General features: G+C 51.1%; 17 protein-coding genes. 13 read left to right on the top strand and 4 right to left on the bottom strand.

All coding sequences use genetic code 11. The features are described from left to right. The first annotated feature begins 37 nt into the window (after window positions 1-37). The gene (locus M0220_RS01345; RefSeq protein ID WP_264018467.1) at window positions 38-1,957 is read left to right on the top strand and encodes an ATP-binding cassette domain-containing protein; all 1,920 of its coding nucleotides are present in this window, start codon (window positions 38-40) and stop codon (window positions 1,955-1,957) included. A gap of 50 nt (window positions 1,958-2,007) precedes the next feature. Here the strand turns inward: M0220_RS01345 and M0220_RS01340 are convergent, their stop codons facing one another. Further along, on the bottom strand, window positions 2,008-2,460 hold the full coding sequence (locus tag M0220_RS01340) for a universal stress protein (protein WP_030068860.1): 453 nt from the start codon (window positions 2,458-2,460) through the stop codon (window positions 2,008-2,010). 242 nt (window positions 2,461-2,702) lie between these two features. Here M0220_RS01340 and M0220_RS01335 point away from each other — a divergent pair, with 242 nt between their 5' ends. Next, on the top strand, window positions 2,703-3,242 hold the full coding sequence (locus M0220_RS01335) for a hypothetical protein (protein WP_030068863.1): 540 nt from the start codon (window positions 2,703-2,705) through the stop codon (window positions 3,240-3,242). A 24-nt stretch (window positions 3,243-3,266) separates the two neighbouring features. On the opposite strand, the gene slyA is transcribed toward M0220_RS01335, so the two are convergent. Together slyA and M0220_RS01325 are read right to left on the bottom strand one after the other, a co-directional pair. After that, entirely contained in the window at window positions 3,267-3,719 is a 453-nt protein-coding gene (gene slyA, locus M0220_RS01330) for a transcriptional regulator SlyA (protein WP_030068865.1), read from the bottom strand. Window positions 3,720-3,790: 71 nt separating this feature from the next. Then, a complete protein-coding gene (locus tag M0220_RS01325) occupies window positions 3,791-4,948 on the bottom strand; it encodes a DUF5924 family protein (RefSeq protein WP_030068868.1) in 1,158 nt (385 codons plus the stop codon). 278 nt (window positions 4,949-5,226) lie between these two features. On the opposite strand from M0220_RS01325, the gene fadB reads away from it, so the two are divergent. Further along, window positions 5,227-7,401, top strand: coding sequence for a fatty acid oxidation complex subunit alpha FadB (gene fadB / locus M0220_RS01320; RefSeq protein WP_030068870.1), 2,175 nt, complete (start codon window positions 5,227-5,229; stop codon window positions 7,399-7,401). Between the two features lie 23 nt (window positions 7,402-7,424). Beyond that, complete coding sequence (fadA, locus tag M0220_RS01315; protein ID WP_030068872.1) at window positions 7,425-8,603, top strand: acetyl-CoA C-acyltransferase FadA; 1,179 nt, start codon at window positions 7,425-7,427, stop codon at window positions 8,601-8,603. 106 nt (window positions 8,604-8,709) lie between these two features. Here the strand turns inward: fadA and M0220_RS01310 are convergent, their stop codons facing one another. Continuing rightward, entirely contained in the window at window positions 8,710-9,171 is a 462-nt protein-coding gene (locus M0220_RS01310; RefSeq protein ID WP_030068875.1) for a flavodoxin family protein, read from the bottom strand. 80 nt (window positions 9,172-9,251) lie between these two features. Here M0220_RS01310 and M0220_RS01305 point away from each other — a divergent pair, with 80 nt between their 5' ends. The 9 genes from M0220_RS01305 (at window position 9,252) to M0220_RS01265 (ending at window position 16,883) form a co-directional block, all read left to right on the top strand. Further along, complete coding sequence (locus tag M0220_RS01305) at window positions 9,252-9,626, top strand: thiol-disulfide oxidoreductase DCC family protein (protein ID WP_030068877.1); 375 nt, start codon at window positions 9,252-9,254, stop codon at window positions 9,624-9,626. 28 nt (window positions 9,627-9,654) lie between these two features. Continuing rightward, window positions 9,655-10,212 carry a hypothetical protein gene (locus M0220_RS01300; RefSeq protein WP_030068879.1) on the top strand — a complete coding sequence of 186 codons (558 nt, stop codon included), beginning with the start codon at window positions 9,655-9,657 and terminating at the stop codon, window positions 10,210-10,212. Window positions 10,213-10,281: 69 nt separating this feature from the next. After that, window positions 10,282-10,758, top strand: a complete 477-nt coding sequence (locus M0220_RS01295; protein ID WP_030068882.1) for a YbhB/YbcL family Raf kinase inhibitor-like protein — start codon at window positions 10,282-10,284, stop codon at window positions 10,756-10,758. A gap of 87 nt (window positions 10,759-10,845) precedes the next feature. Further along, on the top strand, window positions 10,846-11,187 hold the full coding sequence (locus M0220_RS01290; RefSeq protein WP_030068884.1) for a zinc ribbon domain-containing protein YjdM: 342 nt from the start codon (window positions 10,846-10,848) through the stop codon (window positions 11,185-11,187). A gap of 269 nt (window positions 11,188-11,456) precedes the next feature. Continuing rightward, complete coding sequence (locus M0220_RS01285) at window positions 11,457-11,915, top strand: SUF system Fe-S cluster assembly regulator (RefSeq protein ID WP_009724947.1); 459 nt, start codon at window positions 11,457-11,459, stop codon at window positions 11,913-11,915. A 71-nt stretch (window positions 11,916-11,986) separates the two neighbouring features. Continuing rightward, the gene (sufB, locus tag M0220_RS01280) at window positions 11,987-13,429 is read left to right on the top strand and encodes a Fe-S cluster assembly protein SufB (RefSeq protein WP_030068888.1); all 1,443 of its coding nucleotides are present in this window, start codon (window positions 11,987-11,989) and stop codon (window positions 13,427-13,429) included. 69 nt (window positions 13,430-13,498) lie between these two features. Continuing rightward, a complete protein-coding gene (gene sufC, locus M0220_RS01275) occupies window positions 13,499-14,248 on the top strand; it encodes a Fe-S cluster assembly ATPase SufC (RefSeq protein WP_030068890.1) in 750 nt (249 codons plus the stop codon). Further along, on the top strand, window positions 14,245-15,585 hold the full coding sequence (gene sufD / locus M0220_RS01270) for a Fe-S cluster assembly protein SufD (RefSeq protein WP_264018465.1): 1,341 nt from the start codon (window positions 14,245-14,247) through the stop codon (window positions 15,583-15,585). Before sufC ends, sufD begins: the two co-directional genes overlap by 4 nt. Before the next feature lie 32 nt (window positions 15,586-15,617). Beyond that, window positions 15,618-16,883 carry a cysteine desulfurase gene (locus tag M0220_RS01265; protein WP_264018464.1) on the top strand — a complete coding sequence of 422 codons (1,266 nt, stop codon included), beginning with the start codon at window positions 15,618-15,620 and terminating at the stop codon, window positions 16,881-16,883. Window positions 16,884-16,893: the final 10 nt, after the last annotated feature.

Below are 16,893 nucleotides of genomic sequence, written 5' to 3'. Positions count from 1 at the left end.
GTTACACTGTGCGCCTCATGATGAAGGAGGACACTGCGTGACCTTGTTACGACTAGAACAGCTGCAACTTGCTTACGGCACCCAAGTACTGCTTAACCGCGCCGACCTGACGGTTGAAAAAGGCGAGCGGCTGGCGCTGGTCGGGCGCAACGGCACCGGTAAGTCAACGCTATTAAAATTAGTAGCGGGTGACATTCATGCTGATGACGGCACTATTTGGCGTGCGCCTGGCTTGAAGATCGGCGTATTGTCTCAGGAGCTGCCGGAATCCTCAGGTATGACGATTTTTGACATGGTTGCTCAGGGCCTACCGGAAGCGGGGGAGCTGCTTTCCGAATACCAGCATTTGATCAATGATCCCGACCCCGATATGAATCGCATGGCCAAGCTGCAAACGCGCATCGAGGCCATCGACGGCTGGTCTTTCCATCAGAGTATTGATGTTGTACTTACTCGCTTAGGTTTGCCCCCTGAAGCTGAAATGAGCGCGCTTTCCGGCGGCTGGCGCCGTCGTGTTGCATTGGCGCGAGCATTGGTGTCTGAACCTGACTTATTGCTTCTTGATGAGCCTACTAACCATCTTGACCTGGACACCATTGCTTGGTTGGAAGAGCAGCTGCTAGCCTTCAACGGCGCGGTATTACTAATTACCCACGATCGGGCCTTTTTATCTAAACTGGCCACCACGATCCTTGAGCTAGACCGCGGCAAGCTAGGCCGTTACCCCGGTAACTACGCCGAGTATCAAGAGCGTAAACAGCACGAGCTGGAAGTAGAAGCCCGTGAACATGCGCTTTTTGACAAAAAACTGGCCCAAGAAGAAGTTTGGATACGGCAAGGCGTTAAGGCGCGGCGTACCCGCAACGAAGGACGTGTGCGGGAACTTGAGCAGATGCGCGTAGAGCGCAGCCAGCGCCGTGAGCGCCAGGGGACTGCGAACCTCAATGTCGACAGCGGCGAGCGTACTGGCAAGCGAGTGGTCGAGCTAAAAGGTGTCACCCAGCGCTTTGGCAGTGATGTCATTCTGCGTGATGTGAACCTTGAAGTGATGCGTGGCGACCGCATCGGTTTCCTTGGCCGCAACGGTGCCGGTAAAACAACGCTGCTGAAAATTCTGCTAGGCGAGCTTGCCCCAACCGAAGGCAGTGTTCAGCTGGGTACTAATTTGAAGGTGGCTTACTTCGACCAGTTACGCGCTGGCCTGGAGCTTGAAAAAACCGTCTATGACAACGTCGCTCAGGGCAGTGACCGGGTAACCGTAGGCGGCAAAGATCGCCACGTGATGAGCTATCTTCAGGATTTTCTGTTCACCCCTGACCGCGTTCGACAGCCGGTAAAAGCACTTTCCGGCGGTGAGTCTAACCGCCTGCTGTTAGCCAAGCTGTTTACCCAGCCGGCCAACGTACTGGTGCTGGATGAGCCGACCAACGACCTGGACATGGAAACCCTAGAGCTGCTTGAAGAGCTGCTGCTGGACTTTGATGGCACGCTGCTGCTGGTTTCCCACGACCGAACATTTATGGATAACGTCGTGACCAGCATGCTGGCCTTTGAAGGCGAAGGCTGTGTGCGTGAGTATGTGGGTGGCTATACGGACTGGATTCGTCAGGGGGGGAAGTTACCGCCTGCCCCGTGGGAAGGTGCTGCTCGCCAGAATACTGAGCCGACCAGCGTTGCGGTTGAAAAAACGCCAGAGAAGCCGGTTGCCGAGCTCGCCAAAAAAACCGTCAAGCTCTCTTACAAAGTGCAGCGGGAACTAGACGCGTTACCAGCTCAGATTGAACGCCTTGAGAATGAAGTAGAGGCGTTAGAGCAAGAAATTGGCGATCCAGCCTTCTATCAGCAAGAAGCCGAAGCGGTAAATGCCAAGCTGCAAGCGCTGGAGGAAGTACAGAAGACGCTTGAAGAAGCAATGGAGCGCTGGATGGAGTTAGAAGCAATGGCCAACGGTGAATAGCGACAGTCGCCAATGAATTAAGGCACCCCTTAGGGTGCCTTCTTCACGACTTATTCGTCGCTCTTTTCGCCTTTTTTGCCGACCCGAACGGCTAAAACGTCACACTGCGCGCCATGTAGTACGCCGGTAGAAGTAGAGCCAAGCAGCAGAGCAAAGCCGTGACGCCCATGGGAGCCAACCACGATGAGATCGACGTTATGCTCTTCTGCAAAGCGGTGAATTTCAGTGTCCGGCATACCGACCACAACGTGTTGGTCGGCAGGGGCGACGTGGGGTGCAGAAATTTCTGCTAGTCGTTTTTTAGCGTGGTCATCTAGCTGGTCTTGAATACTGGTAAGATCCATCGGAATATCGCCGCCGTAAGCGAAGCCCAAAGGTTCGAGAGTGTGCATGATAGAAATCTTGGCGTCGTTATTACGTTCAGCAATAGCGACTGCGCGCTCTAAGATTCTATGAGAGTCTTTGGTCAGATCAACGGCGACTAAGATGTGGTGATAGCTCATGGCTTATCTCCTTGGTGATAGTTAACAAAAAGCTTTGTTAGATGACCTCTACTTTAGGTTGCAAGCGCAATCTTAACAACGATCTGTGTCATGCTTTTTTAAGTTAAACCCGTTTTGATGGCTCATGAAGATGGCTGGTATTTACGCCCGGCACTTATACCGGCACTTATATACTGGTGCTCATAGTTCGTACTTACAGCCCGTGTTTACAAATCGTATTTAGAATCAGGAGAGCTGCCTAGATGGAATGGTTAATTATCATTTTTATTTTGATGTTTGTTATTGCGCCGGTGATGTGGTTGAAACCCAGCCCACAGCAAAAGCGCCAAATGGCGCTGCGGACTAGCGCCACGAAACAAGGGGTAACGATCAAGATGGAAAAGCCCCCGCTGCATCATTTTAGAGGAACGATGCCCGCCTATCGTTGGTATTTTTCCCAGCAGCAGCCAGGGCCTGATTTTGTGTTGGTGCGTGAGTCAAACGCCAGTGAAGCGCTGGAGCTTTATCATGCCGGGTGGCGTTGGCGTATTGCGCCATTACGGCCGCTGCCAGAAATGGCAAGCGTCTCTTTGAAAGCCCTGCTAGAGCGCCTTCCACAAGATGCATTGGTGATTGAGTCAAACTCTACGGCGCTAACGCTTTGGTGGTGGGAGTCGCAAGCTGCCGAGCGGTTCTCTACTTATATAGAAGATTTTCAGGCACTAAAAGAAGCACTAGGTGGGTTATCAGACCGCCCTGCTGCAAGGCCGCTAAATGGGGCTGGCGAAACAGCAGGGCATTAAAACAGCAGGGCACTATAGGAAATCTTATGCCGAGGGACCGTCTTGGTCTCTTGCTTGAATCGCCATGCCATTAGACTCTATTAGCGCTAGCCACTTATCTAACTGGTCTAAATCACTCTCGCTGAGCCCAGCCAGCATCTCTTTGCGCGCCGCTTGGACAACGCTATCAATTTGCTCAAGCAGCGGCATTGCAGCGGGCGTTAGGTAAAGCCGCTTGCTACGGCGGTCATTATCACAGGCTCGTCGTTCGACTAGCCCTTGCGCTTCGAGTTGTCCCAGTGTTCGTACTAATGACGGAGCTTCTACGCCAATTGCCCTTGCTAAATCACACTGTGGGTTGCCTTCGCCTAATTTCCAAAGATGATAAAGCGTCACCCAGCGTGTCTGGGTTAGCCCTAACGGGGCAAGCCTTCGGTCAATAATAGAGCGCCACAGATGGGGCAGGCGTGCAATGCGAAAACCAATTGTTGAAGGCATAATAAACAGCTACCGAAAAGTGTAAGTAGGCGAATTGTCATAAGCTGCGGCGCTGAATGCAAGGCGTTATGTTATTCATCCGTTGATGAATCGTTTTCAGAGCTGTTGTTTCCAGGTACAAAGCGGCGCAAATTTAGCGCGCTCAAGCCGCTTGGTTGGATCTTACTGTCCGCTATCGTGGCTTTTTCCAAATCTTCCGAAACAGTAAAGCGGATCAGCCCCAGCCGTTGTCCGCTATCCGTCATAATATCGATACGCCACTCTCCCGACGGAGATTCAGGGAAATTTTGCTTGTGGCTCCACGCACGGTATCCCTGTTCTCGTCCTCCGTTGATAGCAAGCTCTACTTCATCTAACAATTCACCGTTGTGGTGCCATACATGATGAATCGTCTCGCTTAATCCACGGGGTGCTCTAATAGCGGTGTAAACGTAAAGACCTTTAGAGCGAATCGCGTCTGGCGTAAGCGCCATGGACCCTTGCGGTTCACGGCTCTGAATATCTAGAGCTGGAGAGAGTGCACTATTTGTCATCCATAGACTGGCGGGAGGCACCCAAATTTTGCCAAGCCATGCCGCATAGGCCAATACGATAGTGAGCCCAAAGAAACCGCACCAGCGCGCTAGCGAACGCTTTTTTAATAGATGCCAAAAACTAGGCAGTGCGATAAATACGGTAATCAACAGCGCAAGGATTAAGCTTTGGCCCGTTGTCAGTTGCAGCATAATAGGCAGAATGACCAGCACCACTAAAAAGACACACTGAGCATGAAAAATGAAGTAGAGACTTCGCCAGCGCCCAGCGAGCTTATAGTAGAGCGGATCTATGATGGACAGTATTGCCATTGCGATCACTAACAATGCAAAGAGTGTCTGCCCGCTATTCCACACGGTAGTAACCAGAATGAACGGTAACGTAAAGAACAGGGTTTCCTGGTGAATCATTTGGGCGATAAAGGTGGTGACCCCGCGGGGCAAGGTGGGGTGGCCACGTTTAGCAAGCCAGCGCCCCATAAGGCTCTCAGTGAGCAATAGCAGCCAGGCAAAAAGTAGCCCTAACGCCAATGCGGCGCCCAACCACTGTTGGCGATCCACTAGAAAAAAACTACCCAGCCCTGCGCCAAAAGCGATAGGTGGCCACAGCCAGCTCCAGGGTTTTAGACGTTCGACGGCACTCTCAACCCGTACTTGTAGGGCCGAGATACGAGCGGGAGTAAAGAAACTACCCATAACGATGTTGGCTCATAAATGAAAACTGCATGATGGTTGGATTTATCGGCAAAGTCGATGTGTGCCCACTATGCCGTAAAAATACGCAAGAAATGTGAGAGCAGTTAGGCGGTTCCTAGTTTCATCGTGTACGTTCATTTATGAGATAAGCGTATTAGCCAAAAGTCAGGGCTTGACGTTCTGCTGTATCTCAACCAAGCTTAAGCAATCAAACGACCGTATGAATGCGTGGCGGGCCCGATTCAAGGCGCCAGCCCGAACTTGTGGAGAGAGCGCGGATGATCTATCAAGGCAATGCCATCACGGTGGAGCGTCGTGACACCCAAGGTGGCAATGACATCGCTAAGCTCACTTTCGATCTGAAAGATGAGTCCGTTAATAAGCTATCCAGCGCCGTTGTGGCAGAGCTAGGTGAAGCAGTAAAAGCGCTTCAAGCGGAAAGTGGCCTGCAGGGCCTGATAATTAGCAGCGGTAAAGATGCGTTTATTGTCGGCGCTGATATTACTGAATTTCACAGCCTTTTTGACAAAGGTGAAGAGTATCTCGTCGAGATGAACCTTAAGGTTCACGACATTTTCAATGCGATTGAAGATCTGCCTTTTCCAACCGTGACGGCTATTAATGGCTTAGCACTTGGTGGCGGCTGCGAAGTACTGCTGACCACTGATTTCCGAGTAATGAGTGAAAAAGCCAAAATTGGCTTGCCGGAAACCAAGCTGGGTATTTTGCCAGGTTGGGGCGGCTGTGTACGTTTACCCCGCTTAATTGGTGCTGATAATGCCGTTGAGTGGATTGCGGGCGGCACTGAAAACCGTGCTAACGCTGCACTAAAAGTCGGCGCTGTTGATGCAGTGGTAAGCCACGAGCATCTTGAAGAAGCCGCGTTGGACATGTTGGATCGTGCCAATGCCGGTGAGCTGGATTACCAAGCACGCCGCGAAGAGAAGAAAACACCCCTTAAGCTGAACGCTATTGAACAGATGATGGCCTTTGAAACGGCCAAAGGGTTCGTCGCTGGCAAGGCTGGCCCTCACTACCCGGCGCCGGTTGAAGCCATAAAAGTGATTCAAAAAGGCGCTGGCGAAACTCGTGACCGTGCCCAGGCGATTGAAGCAAAAGCATTCGCGAAGCTAGCGCTCAGCAGCGTTGCCTTTAATTTGGTTGGCCTGTTCCTTAACGACCAAGTCGTGAAGAAAAAAGGTAGCAAGTACGAGAAGCAGTCGCAGCCAGTTAAGCAAACCGCCGTGTTGGGCGCAGGCATTATGGGCGGTGGTATCGCCTATCAGAGCGCCAGCAAAGGCACGCCCATCGTAATGAAGGATATTAACGATGAGGCTATCGAGCTAGGCCTGAAAGAAGCGCGTAAGCTGTTTGCTAAGCAGGTAGAGCGTAAAAAGCTGACGACTGAGCAGATGGCCGAAAAGCTGACCAACATTCGACCCACGCTTTCCTACGGTGATTTCGGCAATGTTGATCTAGTGGTTGAAGCTGTCGTTGAAAATCCCAAGGTCAAAGACGCCGTGCTGACCGAAGTGGAAGGCATGGTGAGCGAAAACACCATCCTTACCTCTAACACCTCAACGATTTCTATCAATCGTCTGGCTAAGAATCTTAAACGTCCTGAAAACTTCTGCGGTATGCACTTTTTCAACCCTGTGCACCGTATGCCGCTGGTGGAAGTTATTCGTGGCGAGAAGACCTCAGATGCAGCGGTAGCCGCAACGGTCGCCTACGCACGTGCAATGGGCAAAACTCCGATCGTGGTGAACGACTGCCCCGGCTTCTTGGTTAACCGCGTACTGTTCCCTTACTTTGGCGGCTTTAGCTTCCTGGTAGAGCAGGGCGCTGATTTCCAACGCGTTGACAAAGTGATGGAAAAGTTCGGCTGGCCCATGGGGCCTGCGTACCTTCTGGACGTAGTCGGCCTGGATACCGCGGTGCACGCTAACGAAGTGATGGCGGAAGGCTTTCCGGATCGCATGGCGCGTGACGGCAAAACCGCTATTCAGGTGATGTACGATAATAAGCGCCTGGGCCAGAAGAACGATAAAGGCTTCTATGCCTATGAAGAAGATAAGAAAGGCAAGCCTAAGAAAGTGACCGACGAGCAAGCCTATGCACTGGTAAAAGACGTCGTCAAAGAGCAAAAAGAGTTTTCTGATGAAGACATTATCGCTCGCATGATGGTACCGCTTTGTCTGGAAACGGTGCGTTGCCTTGAAGATGGCATTGTGGAAACCCCTGCTGAAGCTGATATGGCGCTGATCTACGGCATTGGTTTCCCTCCCTTCCGCGGTGGCGCGCTGCGCTACATTGACGCGATGGGCGTTGCCGAGTTCGTGAAGCTAGCCGAAAACCTTGCCAATGAGTTAGGCCCGCTTTACGCGCCCACTGAGAAACTGCGTCAGATGGCTCAAAATAATGAGCAATTTTATTCTGGCACTCAGGCCTAACCACCACGCATAGGAGATAGAAGATGAGTTTGAACCCAAGAGATATCGTGGTGGTTGACGGTGTACGTACCGCCATGGCGAAAGCTAAAAATGGTGCGTTCCGCAACGTGCGTGCTGAAAACTTATCAGCAGCCGTCATGCAGGCGCTGTTTGATCGTAACGCCAATCTAGACCCATCCGAAGTGGACGATGTGATCTGGGGTTGCGTTAACCAGACCCTTGAGCAGTCCATGAACATCGCGCGTAATGCGGCGATTATGACTGGTATTCCCCGCTCGGTGCCTGCGCAAACGGTTAACCGTTTGTGCGGATCTTCGATGACCGCGCTACACATTGCGGCGGCTAACATTAAAGCGGGCATGGGCGATTTTTACGTGATTGGTGGGGTAGAGCACATGGAGCACGTGCCCATGGCTCACGGTGTTGACGTTAACCCCGCTGCCAGTAAGTACGCCGCGAAAGCCGCTATGATGATGGGACTAACCGCTGAGCTGCTGGGTAAAATGCACGGTATTTCCCGTGAAGATCAGGATAAGTTTGGCGTGCGTTCCCACCAGCGTGCCCAGGCCGCCATGGAAAAGGGCTATTTCGATAACGAAATTATCGGTGTCGAAGGTCACGATCAGCGCGGCTTTAAAGTGCTATTCAAGCATGATGAAGTCATCCGTCCTGAGGCGAGTCTTGAATCAATGGCCAGTCTTAAGCCGGTGTTTGATCCGCGTAACGGTACCGTTACTGCTGGCACGTCATCTGCATTGTCGGTCGGTGCGTCAGCCATGGCCGTGATGAGCTACGAGCGCGCTCAAGCGTTAGGGCTTGAGCCAATTGCGAAAGTGCTTTCCACCGGTGTGGCAGGTTGTGATGCCTCTATTATGGGTTACGGCCCGGTGCCTGCGTCTAAAAAGGCACTGAAAGCCGCTGGCTTATCGGCTGCAGATATTCAAACAGTCGAGCTTAACGAAGCGTTCGCAGCCCAAGGTTTGCCCGTATTGAAAGATCTTGGCTTCTTAGATGCTATGGATGAAAAGGTAAACTTACACGGTGGTGCTATTGCACTTGGCCACCCGCTGGGCTGTTCGGGATCGCGCATCTGTACGACACTGCTTAACGTCATGCAACAGCGTGATACCACCCTTGGTCTTGCAACGATGTGTATCGGTATGGGGCAAGGGGTAGCGACGGTATTTGAACGCCTTAAATAAGCACGCTATATAGTTAAATCGCAAAGTACTCGCTTTTAAAACGGCACCCACACGGTGCCGTTTTTACGTTTAAATTGTTATTAAAAACAGACATTAAAAACAAGCATTAAAATAGGCCATTATCCAGCCCCGCTGCCATGTAAAGGCCCAGCTCTTCTACTTGGTCGATAAATGCATCCTGCCACTCGCCGCGCAGCGTTAGAGGGTCTTGCACCCAACGCCAGCGTAGCCCTGTCACAATGCTTTCAACCGCTCGCCTTGTGCCAGTGCCATCGATACCCGCACGAATATAAAGTGCGCATGGAAGCCCTTGTTTTTCTTCTAGGATGGGATAGTAGCTACGATCAAAGAAATCCTTGAGTGCGCCGCTCATATAGCCCAGGTTTTCCGTTGTGCCGAGTAAAATGCCATCGCAGGCGCGAATATCTTCTGGTCCAGCCTCAAACGGCGTTTTTACTGTGCAAGTAACCTGTTCTATGGTGTCTTGGCTAGCACCTCGTTTTGCGGCTTCGCTCAAGACACGGGTATTTAGTGAGGGTGCATGGGCAACGATTAATAGATGTTTCATGATAGCGCCCCGTTAAATGATAATTTGCATGGCTAGTGCAACTTGTTCCACGGCTAAGTATGACCACGATGAGAGCCTATATGTCTGATAATGCCTCAATCAATGTTTTCTACGATGCTGTTTGCCCTATTTGCAGGAAGGATCGTCGTCTTTTTGAGCGCTGGGCTGGCAAGCATGGCAACGGGATTAACTGGTGTGATGTCACTGAGCACCAACGGCAGTTGCGTGAAAAAGGGGTGACACCAAACGCTGCTTTACGTTCGCTGCATATCGAAAAAGCTGATGGCACTCTTATTGAAGGTATCGATGCCTACCGCTTGCTGATGATGCGTATTCCACTGCTTGTGCCAATTGCATGGCTTATTGGCCTGCCGGGAATCAAAAAAGCCTTACGCTGGTATTATGATTGCTGGGTAAAAAAGCGCCTAAAGCGGGAAGGGCGTTGGTCTGAATAAGTATGGATATTGATATAGGGAATTTATCATGAAGCAGTGTCCTCTATGGTTAGTGCCAGCATACGCAATGTTGGCTATGTTAGCGGGGTGCGCTGGTCAGTCAGCTTCCCCTCAAACACCTGATGCCATCGCTCAGGAAGTGTCACCTGCCGTGGCTCAGGTATCTCCAGTAGCAGCACAACCCGGCTACGTAGCTAACCGCCAAGTAACCGACTGGGTGCCGCCGTTGTTAACGAGCCCTGAAGAGAAAGCGGCCTACTATGTTAGCCGATTGGCAGACAGGCGGTTTGTCTCGCAGTATGGCGGCCAAGATAATCCTCGAACTTGGTATATCGCGGCAGAACGGTTAGGAGAAATCGGCTTGCCTGCTGTACCTTTGCTGTTTGCGCGCCTTGATACTACTGATGACTATGAGTTGATGTTAGCTCTATATGCGCTTCATCTTGCCACCCAAGATCCGCTATTAATGGCGAGAACTCGAGGTGACTATATACAGTTGCCCTCCGTGTTAGATTCGGCGGCGAATGCTAACAATGTACGCATTGCCCGTGAGTGGTGGCAGCGGCATTCAGCTAAGCTGAATTAATGTTGACATCTTTGTGCTGTTCAACAAGGCTAAAAATGCTCTTTTGTTTTATCCATTTAGGAGAACAGCATGGCATTTGCACTATCCTCTCTGCAGGTGACTAGCAGCGCATTTCTCAACCATCAGCCTATTCCTTCTAAGCATACGGGTGAGGGCGATGATGTATCGCCTGCCTTATCTTGGGACGGTGTGCCCGAAGGCACTAAAGGGGTTGCAGTGATTTGTCACGACCCTGATGCCCCGTTGGTAAAAGACGGTACTTATGGGTTTGTTCATTGGGTTCTCTATAATCTCCCTGGTGACATTCATGATTTAGCAGAAAACACACCGGTAGGGACGCCAGGTATGAATGACCAAGGAAGCCATGGCTATTGTGGCCCAATGCCACCAGAAGGGCATGGCAGCCATCTTTACTACTTTTGGGTGTTGGCGTTGGATCATCAAACCTCTCTACCAGAAGGATTAACGCTTAAAGAGTTGCTTAATGAAATTGAACCCCACCTGTTGGGTATGAACCGATTGGTTGGTACCTATCAGCGCGGCTGATACACCCTCCTGGACATTTTGCAAAACCCGTGTAGGCTCCATCGCTTTCTAAGTCCTGCGTATTAGACTGAAGTAATGGAGCCTACGATGAGTGAACTACCCAACTGTCCTGCTTGTGCCTCTGAATTTACCTATGACGATGGTATCCAGTATGTTTGCCCAGAATGTGGCAACGAATGGTCAAAGGACGCTAATGAGGGCGCTGAAGAAGCCGAGTCAAGTATCCGTGATGCTAATGGGAATAGTCTGGCTGATGGTGACACCGTCACTGTCATCAAAGATCTTAAGGTCAAAGGCAGCTCATTAGTGGTCAAGGTAGGCACCAAAGTTAAAAATATTCGGTTAGTCGGTGGTGATCACGATATTGATTGTAAGATTGACGGCATTGGGCCCATGAAGCTTAAGTCCGAGTTCGTCAAAAAAGCCTAGCACTTGAAGCCTAGTATCCTTAATAAAGCGCTCTGTCATACTATCTAGAAAAGCCTACGACTCCTTCGTAGGCTTTTTGCATTTAAGAAGATTGATAGTTTTCTTAAATGATAATGATTGTTGTTTTTGATGCTAACAGTGGCGAACGTGCTGTTATTTTGCACAAATTGATAAGGATTTTGCAGAAGGGCTTCACATGAAACTTATACAGGACTAAAATGGTCCCCAATTAACAGATGAGTCCACTGTGACGGTCAACGGGAGTCAACATGCTCAAGCTTTCTCGGCTGACAGACTATGCCGCTGTCGTGATGGCACAAATTGCTCGCCATCCTCAGGCGTCGCATGCGGCGGCTGATTTAGCAGAAGCCGTGCAGCTGCCTCATCCTACTGTCAGTAAAACACTCAAAATGTTAGTAAAAGCTGGGCTTCTGGAGTCACAGCGTGGTGTTCAAGGCGGTTACCGTTTGGCGAGGCCCGCGTCACATATTACTGCTGCCGATATCATCGCGGCCATTGAAGGGCCGGTGGCGATGACAGAATGTAGTCAAGCTGAAGGCGAATGCGACCTAGCTGCTACCTGCGGTGTGGCTGATAACTGGCAGCGAGTATCGCTAGCGATACGTACGCTGCTAGAAAGCGTGACGCTGGCACACTTAGCCGACACAACGCCAATCAAGCTGCCCGTACAATTACCGATTCAAAGTATTAGCTTGGCATCTGCTTAAACAGGCTAGGCAATATTATCTCTATTGACGGCGAGCTGACCTCGCCACCCAACTGCCCGGAGGGTATCACCATGGCAAGCGAAGAAATGGAACAGTTGGTTCGTCGCGAATATAAAGATGGTTTTATAACCGATATTGAAAGCGACACCCTGCCACCTGGCCTTGATGAAAACACCATCGCCTTTATTTCCAATAAGAAAGGCGAGCCGGAATGGATGCTGGAGTGGCGCTTAGATGCGTACCGTCAGTGGCTAAAAATGAAAGAGCCCTCTTGGGCGCATCTTGACTATCCGCCGATTGATTACCAATCAATTTCTTATTTTAGTGCACCTAAGCGCCCAGAAGATCGGCCGCAAAGCTTGGATGAAGTTGATCCCAAGCTGCTAGAAACTTACGAAAAGCTTGGTATTCCTCTGCATGAGCGTGCAGCGCTTGCAGGTGTAGCGGTAGACGCGGTATTTGACTCAGTCTCTGTGGCAACCACGTTCAAAAAGCAGTTAGGTGAAGCAGGCGTTATTTTCTGCTCAATTTCTGAAGCGATTCGCGATTATCCAGACCTTATCAAGCAGTACCTTGGTACGGTCGTTCCTGTTGCTGATAACTACTTTGCTGCATTGAACTCGGCTGTATTTACCGATGGCTCATTTGTATTTGTTCCTGAAGGCGTTACCTGTCCAATGGAGCTATCGACTTATTTCCGTATTAATGCGGCTAATACTGGCCAGTTCGAGCGCACCCTGATTATCTGCGAGAGCCGTGCTCAGGTATCTTACCTGGAGGGCTGTACGGCGCCAATGCGTGATGAAAACCAGCTTCACGCGGCCGTCGTCGAGCTCGTTGCCTTGGATGATGCCTATATTAAGTATTCCACCGTTCAGAACTGGTATCCCGGTGATGAAAACGGCAAGGGCGGTATTTACAACTTTGTTACCAAGCGTGGCGACTGTCGCGGTGAGCGTTCACGGATTAGCTGGACACAGGTAGAGACCGGTTCAGCGATTACCTGGAAGTATCCTTCCTGTATCTTGCGTGGCAAAGACAGTATCGGTGAATTCTATTCTGTGGCGGTGACTAACGGCCGTCAGCAGGCCGATACTGGCACCAAGATGATTCACATTGGTGAAGGCACCCGTTCCTATATTGTTGCCAAAGGTATTTCCGCGGGCAAAAGCGATCAGTCCTACCGTGGCTTGGTTAAAATTGGCCCCCGTGCCAAAGGAGCGCGTAATTTCACTCAGTGCGACTCCTTGCTGATTGGCGATAAGTGTGGTGCCCACACGTTCCCCTATCAGGAAATTGGTAACAGCACCGCTACGATTGAGCACGAAGCCACCACATCCAAGATTGGTGAAGACCAGCTTTTCTACTGCCAAAGCCGCGGAATTTCAGAAGAAGATGCAGTCAGCATGATTGTGAATGGCTTCTGTAAAGATGTTTTCCAAGAGCTGCCTATGGAGTTCGCTGTTGAAGCCGAAGCGCTTCTGAATGTGACCCTTGAAGGCGCGGTGGGTTAATTACTTCGCACCCGACTTATTTTACGGGGGGCGCGATAGCGTCCCGCAAGAATTTAAAAGGTTATGATTATGTTGCAAGTTAATGATTTACACGTCACCGTCGATGGCAAAGAAATCTTAAAAGGCCTCACGCTCACCATCAATGCGGGCGAAGTGCACGCCATTATGGGTCCAAACGGCGCGGGTAAATCTACCTTGTCTGCCGTTATCGCCGGTAAAGATGGTTATGAAGTGACCCAAGGTAGCGTTACCTTTGAAGGCCAGGATGTGCTGGAGATGGAAATTGAAGAGCGCGCCCAAGCGGGTCTGCTGCTTGGCTTCCAGTACCCAGTGGAAATTCCAGGGGTAAAAAACATCTATCTGCTTAAGTCAGCGCTTAACGCTCAGCGCGTCGCGCGTGGTGAAGGAGAGATGCCAGCACCTGAATTTATGAAGCTAGTAAAAGAGAAGCTGGGCTTTATGAAGATGGATGCCAGCTTCCTGCAGCGTGCTGTCAATGAAGGTTTCTCTGGTGGTGAGAAAAAGCGCAACGAAATTCTTCAGATGCTAGTGCTCCAACCAAAACTTGCCATGCTCGATGAAATTGATTCGGGACTCGATATTGATGCAATGAAAGTTGTTGCCGACGGCGTCAACAGCCTGCGCGCTGAAGAGCGAGCTATTTTGTTGGTCACGCACTACCAGCGCCTGCTCGACTACATCGTCCCGGATAAAGTGCACGTCCTCGTTGACGGTCGCATTGTCAAAACCGGTGATGCTGAGCTTGCCAAAGAGCTGGAAGCCAACGGCTACGAAGGTATTGAGGAGTCTGTGGCATGAGCGATACGCAAACGTTTTTGGACACGCTGAACGCGCGTAGCCAACAGCGCGGTGCGGAGCCCACCTGGATTGCGGCTCGCCGCCAAGCGGGCGCTGCCCGCTTTGAAGCCATGGGGTTTCCTACCCGCCGCGATGAAGAGTGGAAATACACTGATGTACGCGCGATTGCCCAGGGCAACTTTGCGCTGGCTGAAAATGCCGACTTTTCTCAGGCGCAAGCGGCCGCACTTACGCTGCCATTGGACGCTTATCGCTTAACCTTCGTAGATGGCGTCTTCTCTGCGGCATTGTCGGATCTAGAAGCACTGCCAAGTAGCGTTCAGGTCTTGCCGCTTTCCAAAGCACTGGCTGATAACCACGAAGCGGTGGGTGGGCCCCTGGGTCGCTTGACCGGCGTGGATTTCTCCCCGTTTGCAGCGCTGAATACAGCGTTTACGGAAGAGGGTGCCGTAGTACGTATCGCACCGGGTACCGTAGTAGAAAAACCCATCCTACTGCAGTTTCTATCCCGTGCGGGAACGCCTGTGATGTGTCATCCGCGCATTTTAGTAGAAGCAGCAGGGCGTAGCGAAGCGACGTTAATTGAACACTATATCGGTGAGGCCGATGCGGCCAACTTCACCAACGTGGTCGCCGAGTTAATGCTTGATCGTGGAGCAATACTGAACCACTACAAACTGCAAGAAGCGCCCCTAGGCGACCTGCATGTTGCCAGTATTCATGTGGAGCAGAGCCGCGATAGCCGCTACAGCTCTTTTAACCTGAATCTGGGTGGCGCGTTGGTGCGCAACGATCTGATTAGTGATTTGAATGGCCAGGGTGCAGAAACCAACTTCTATGGCTTGTTCTTCGGCCAAGGTCGTCAGCATGTGGATAACCATACCAAGGTTAATCATAATGCGCCGCTGACGTTCTCGAATGAGAACTACAAAGGCATTCTGGATGACCGTGCCCACGGCGTTTTTAACGGTAAAGTGTACGTTAAACGCGATAGTCAGAAGATTGAAGGTTTCCAAAGTAACCAAAACTTATTGCTTTCTGATCGCGCGCAGATTGATGCTAAGCCTGAGCTTGAAATCTATGCAGATGATGTCAAGTGTTCACATGGCACCACCACAGGTCAGCTGGACGAAGACGCGATTTATGCGCTGCGTACCCGCGGAATTGATAAAGCGACCGCTCGTGGGCTGTTGACACTCGCGTTCGCAGGTGAAGTGCTTGAGCAAGTAGCGCTTGATGTGATTGCTGAGCGGGTAGAGCTAGCGGTGGCAGGCAAGCTGCCGGAGCGTTTCAATTTAGCGGGGTTGGTTGAAGCGGCGGCTGCATTCAACGACTAAAACGCACTCAACGACCAGCCAAGGAGTCACCGATGCCCCATAGCGTGATTGAGAAACCTACTGAGCTTGTAAACGCGGCGTTTAACGTCGCGACGCTGCGCAACGACTTTCCGATACTAAAACGGGAAGTGCACGGTAAGCCGCTGGTATATCTCGATAATGCCGCGACAAGCCAGACGCCCCAGCAGGTTATTGACGTATTTAGCGACTACTATTCGCGCTATAACGCTAATATCCATCGCGGTTTGCACACCTTGTCGGATGAGGCGACAGCAGCATTTGAAGCCACACGGCACCGTGTCAAAGCGTTTCTCAATGCGGAAGATGCGCGCCAGATCATCTTTACGCGGGGCACGACTGAAGCAATTAATTTGGTAGCTCAAAGCTGGGGCCGCACCCAGCTTGCTGCTGGCGATGAAGTGCTCATTTCAATGTTGGAGCATCATTCCAATATTGTGCCTTGGCAGCTATTGGCCGCTGAAATCGGTTTTACCATCAAAGTGATTCCCGTTGAGGCCAACGGTGCGTTAGATTTAGCAGCGTACCGTGCGTTGCTTAATGAGCGCACCAAACTGGTGGCGGTTAACCATGTTTCTAATGCGTTGGGTACTATTAACCCAGTCAAAGAGATGGCGGCCCTTGCCCACCAGCAGGGTGCGTTAATTTTGGTCGATGGCGCTCAGGCAACGCCGCATCAAATGGTCGATGTGCAGGATATTAACGCTGACTTTTATGCGTTTTCTGGGCACAAGGTGTATGGCCCCACCGGCGTGGGTGTGCTGTACGGTAAGAAAGCCTTATTAGAAGCGATGCCGCCTTGGCAGGGCGGTGGTGAGATGATTAAAACGGTCTCTTTTGACGTTGCTACCACTTTCGCAGAAATTCCTCATAAGTTTGAAGCAGGCACGCCAGCGATCGCAGAAGTCATCGCCCTTGGTAGCGCTTTAGATTGGATGGATAGCGTTGGTGTCGATGCTATTAGCGCCTGGGAAGCTGTCTTGCTGAACCATGCGACTGAAGAGGTAAGTCGAATTGACGGCTTACGAATTCTAGGTACTGCGCCTAATAAAGCAGGCGTGCTCTCATTTGTGGTTGATGGGGCGCACTCTCAAGATATCGGTTTGTTGATTGACCAGTTAGGTGTGGCTATTCGCACGGGGCATCACTGCGCACAGCCGTTACTCCATCATTTCGGTGTGGATGCTACGTGCCGTGCCTCTTTTGCTGCTTACAACACCTTAGAAGAGGTGGATATCTTTGTCGCCGCGCTTAATCGTGTGATTGGTATGGTACGTTAAAAGCCGTCAT

Source organism: Halomonas qinghailakensis, from assembly GCF_025820815.1.
Lineage (GTDB): Bacteria > Pseudomonadota > Gammaproteobacteria > Pseudomonadales > Halomonadaceae > Vreelandella > Vreelandella qaidamensis.
This window is presented reverse-complemented; position numbering and strand designations above follow the sequence as displayed.

Bases quoted from the DNA above. Each gene is read 5' to 3' on its own strand.
- M0220_RS01285 (WP_009724947.1), top strand. From the start codon at position 11,457: ATGCTCAAGCTTTCTCGGCTGACAGACTATGCCGCTGTCGTGATGGCA.
- sufC (WP_030068890.1), top strand. From the start codon at position 13,499: ATGTTGCAAGTTAATGATTTACACGTCACCGTCGATGGCAAAGAAATC.
- sufB (WP_030068888.1), top strand. From the start codon at position 11,987: ATGGCAAGCGAAGAAATGGAACAGTTGGTTCGTCGCGAATATAAAGAT.
- fadB (WP_030068870.1), top strand. From the start codon at position 5,227: ATGATCTATCAAGGCAATGCCATCACGGTGGAGCGTCGTGACACCCAA.
- M0220_RS01335 (WP_030068863.1), top strand. From the start codon at position 2,703: ATGGAATGGTTAATTATCATTTTTATTTTGATGTTTGTTATTGCGCCG.
- sufD (WP_264018465.1), top strand. From the start codon at position 14,245: ATGAGCGATACGCAAACGTTTTTGGACACGCTGAACGCGCGTAGCCAA.
- fadA (WP_030068872.1), top strand. From the start codon at position 7,425: ATGAGTTTGAACCCAAGAGATATCGTGGTGGTTGACGGTGTACGTACC.
- M0220_RS01340 (WP_030068860.1), bottom strand. From the start codon at position 2,460: ATGAGCTATCACCACATCTTAGTCGCCGTTGATCTGACCAAAGACTCT.
- M0220_RS01295 (WP_030068882.1), top strand. From the start codon at position 10,282: ATGGCATTTGCACTATCCTCTCTGCAGGTGACTAGCAGCGCATTTCTC.
- M0220_RS01310 (WP_030068875.1), bottom strand. From the start codon at position 9,171: ATGAAACATCTATTAATCGTTGCCCATGCACCCTCACTAAATACCCGT.
- M0220_RS01325 (WP_030068868.1), bottom strand. From the start codon at position 4,948: ATGGGTAGTTTCTTTACTCCCGCTCGTATCTCGGCCCTACAAGTACGG.
- slyA (WP_030068865.1), bottom strand. From the start codon at position 3,719: ATGCCTTCAACAATTGGTTTTCGCATTGCACGCCTGCCCCATCTGTGG.
- M0220_RS01300 (WP_030068879.1), top strand. From the start codon at position 9,655: ATGAAGCAGTGTCCTCTATGGTTAGTGCCAGCATACGCAATGTTGGCT.
- M0220_RS01305 (WP_030068877.1), top strand. From the start codon at position 9,252: ATGTCTGATAATGCCTCAATCAATGTTTTCTACGATGCTGTTTGCCCT.
- M0220_RS01290 (WP_030068884.1), top strand. From the start codon at position 10,846: ATGAGTGAACTACCCAACTGTCCTGCTTGTGCCTCTGAATTTACCTAT.
- M0220_RS01265 (WP_264018464.1), top strand. From the start codon at position 15,618: ATGCCCCATAGCGTGATTGAGAAACCTACTGAGCTTGTAAACGCGGCG.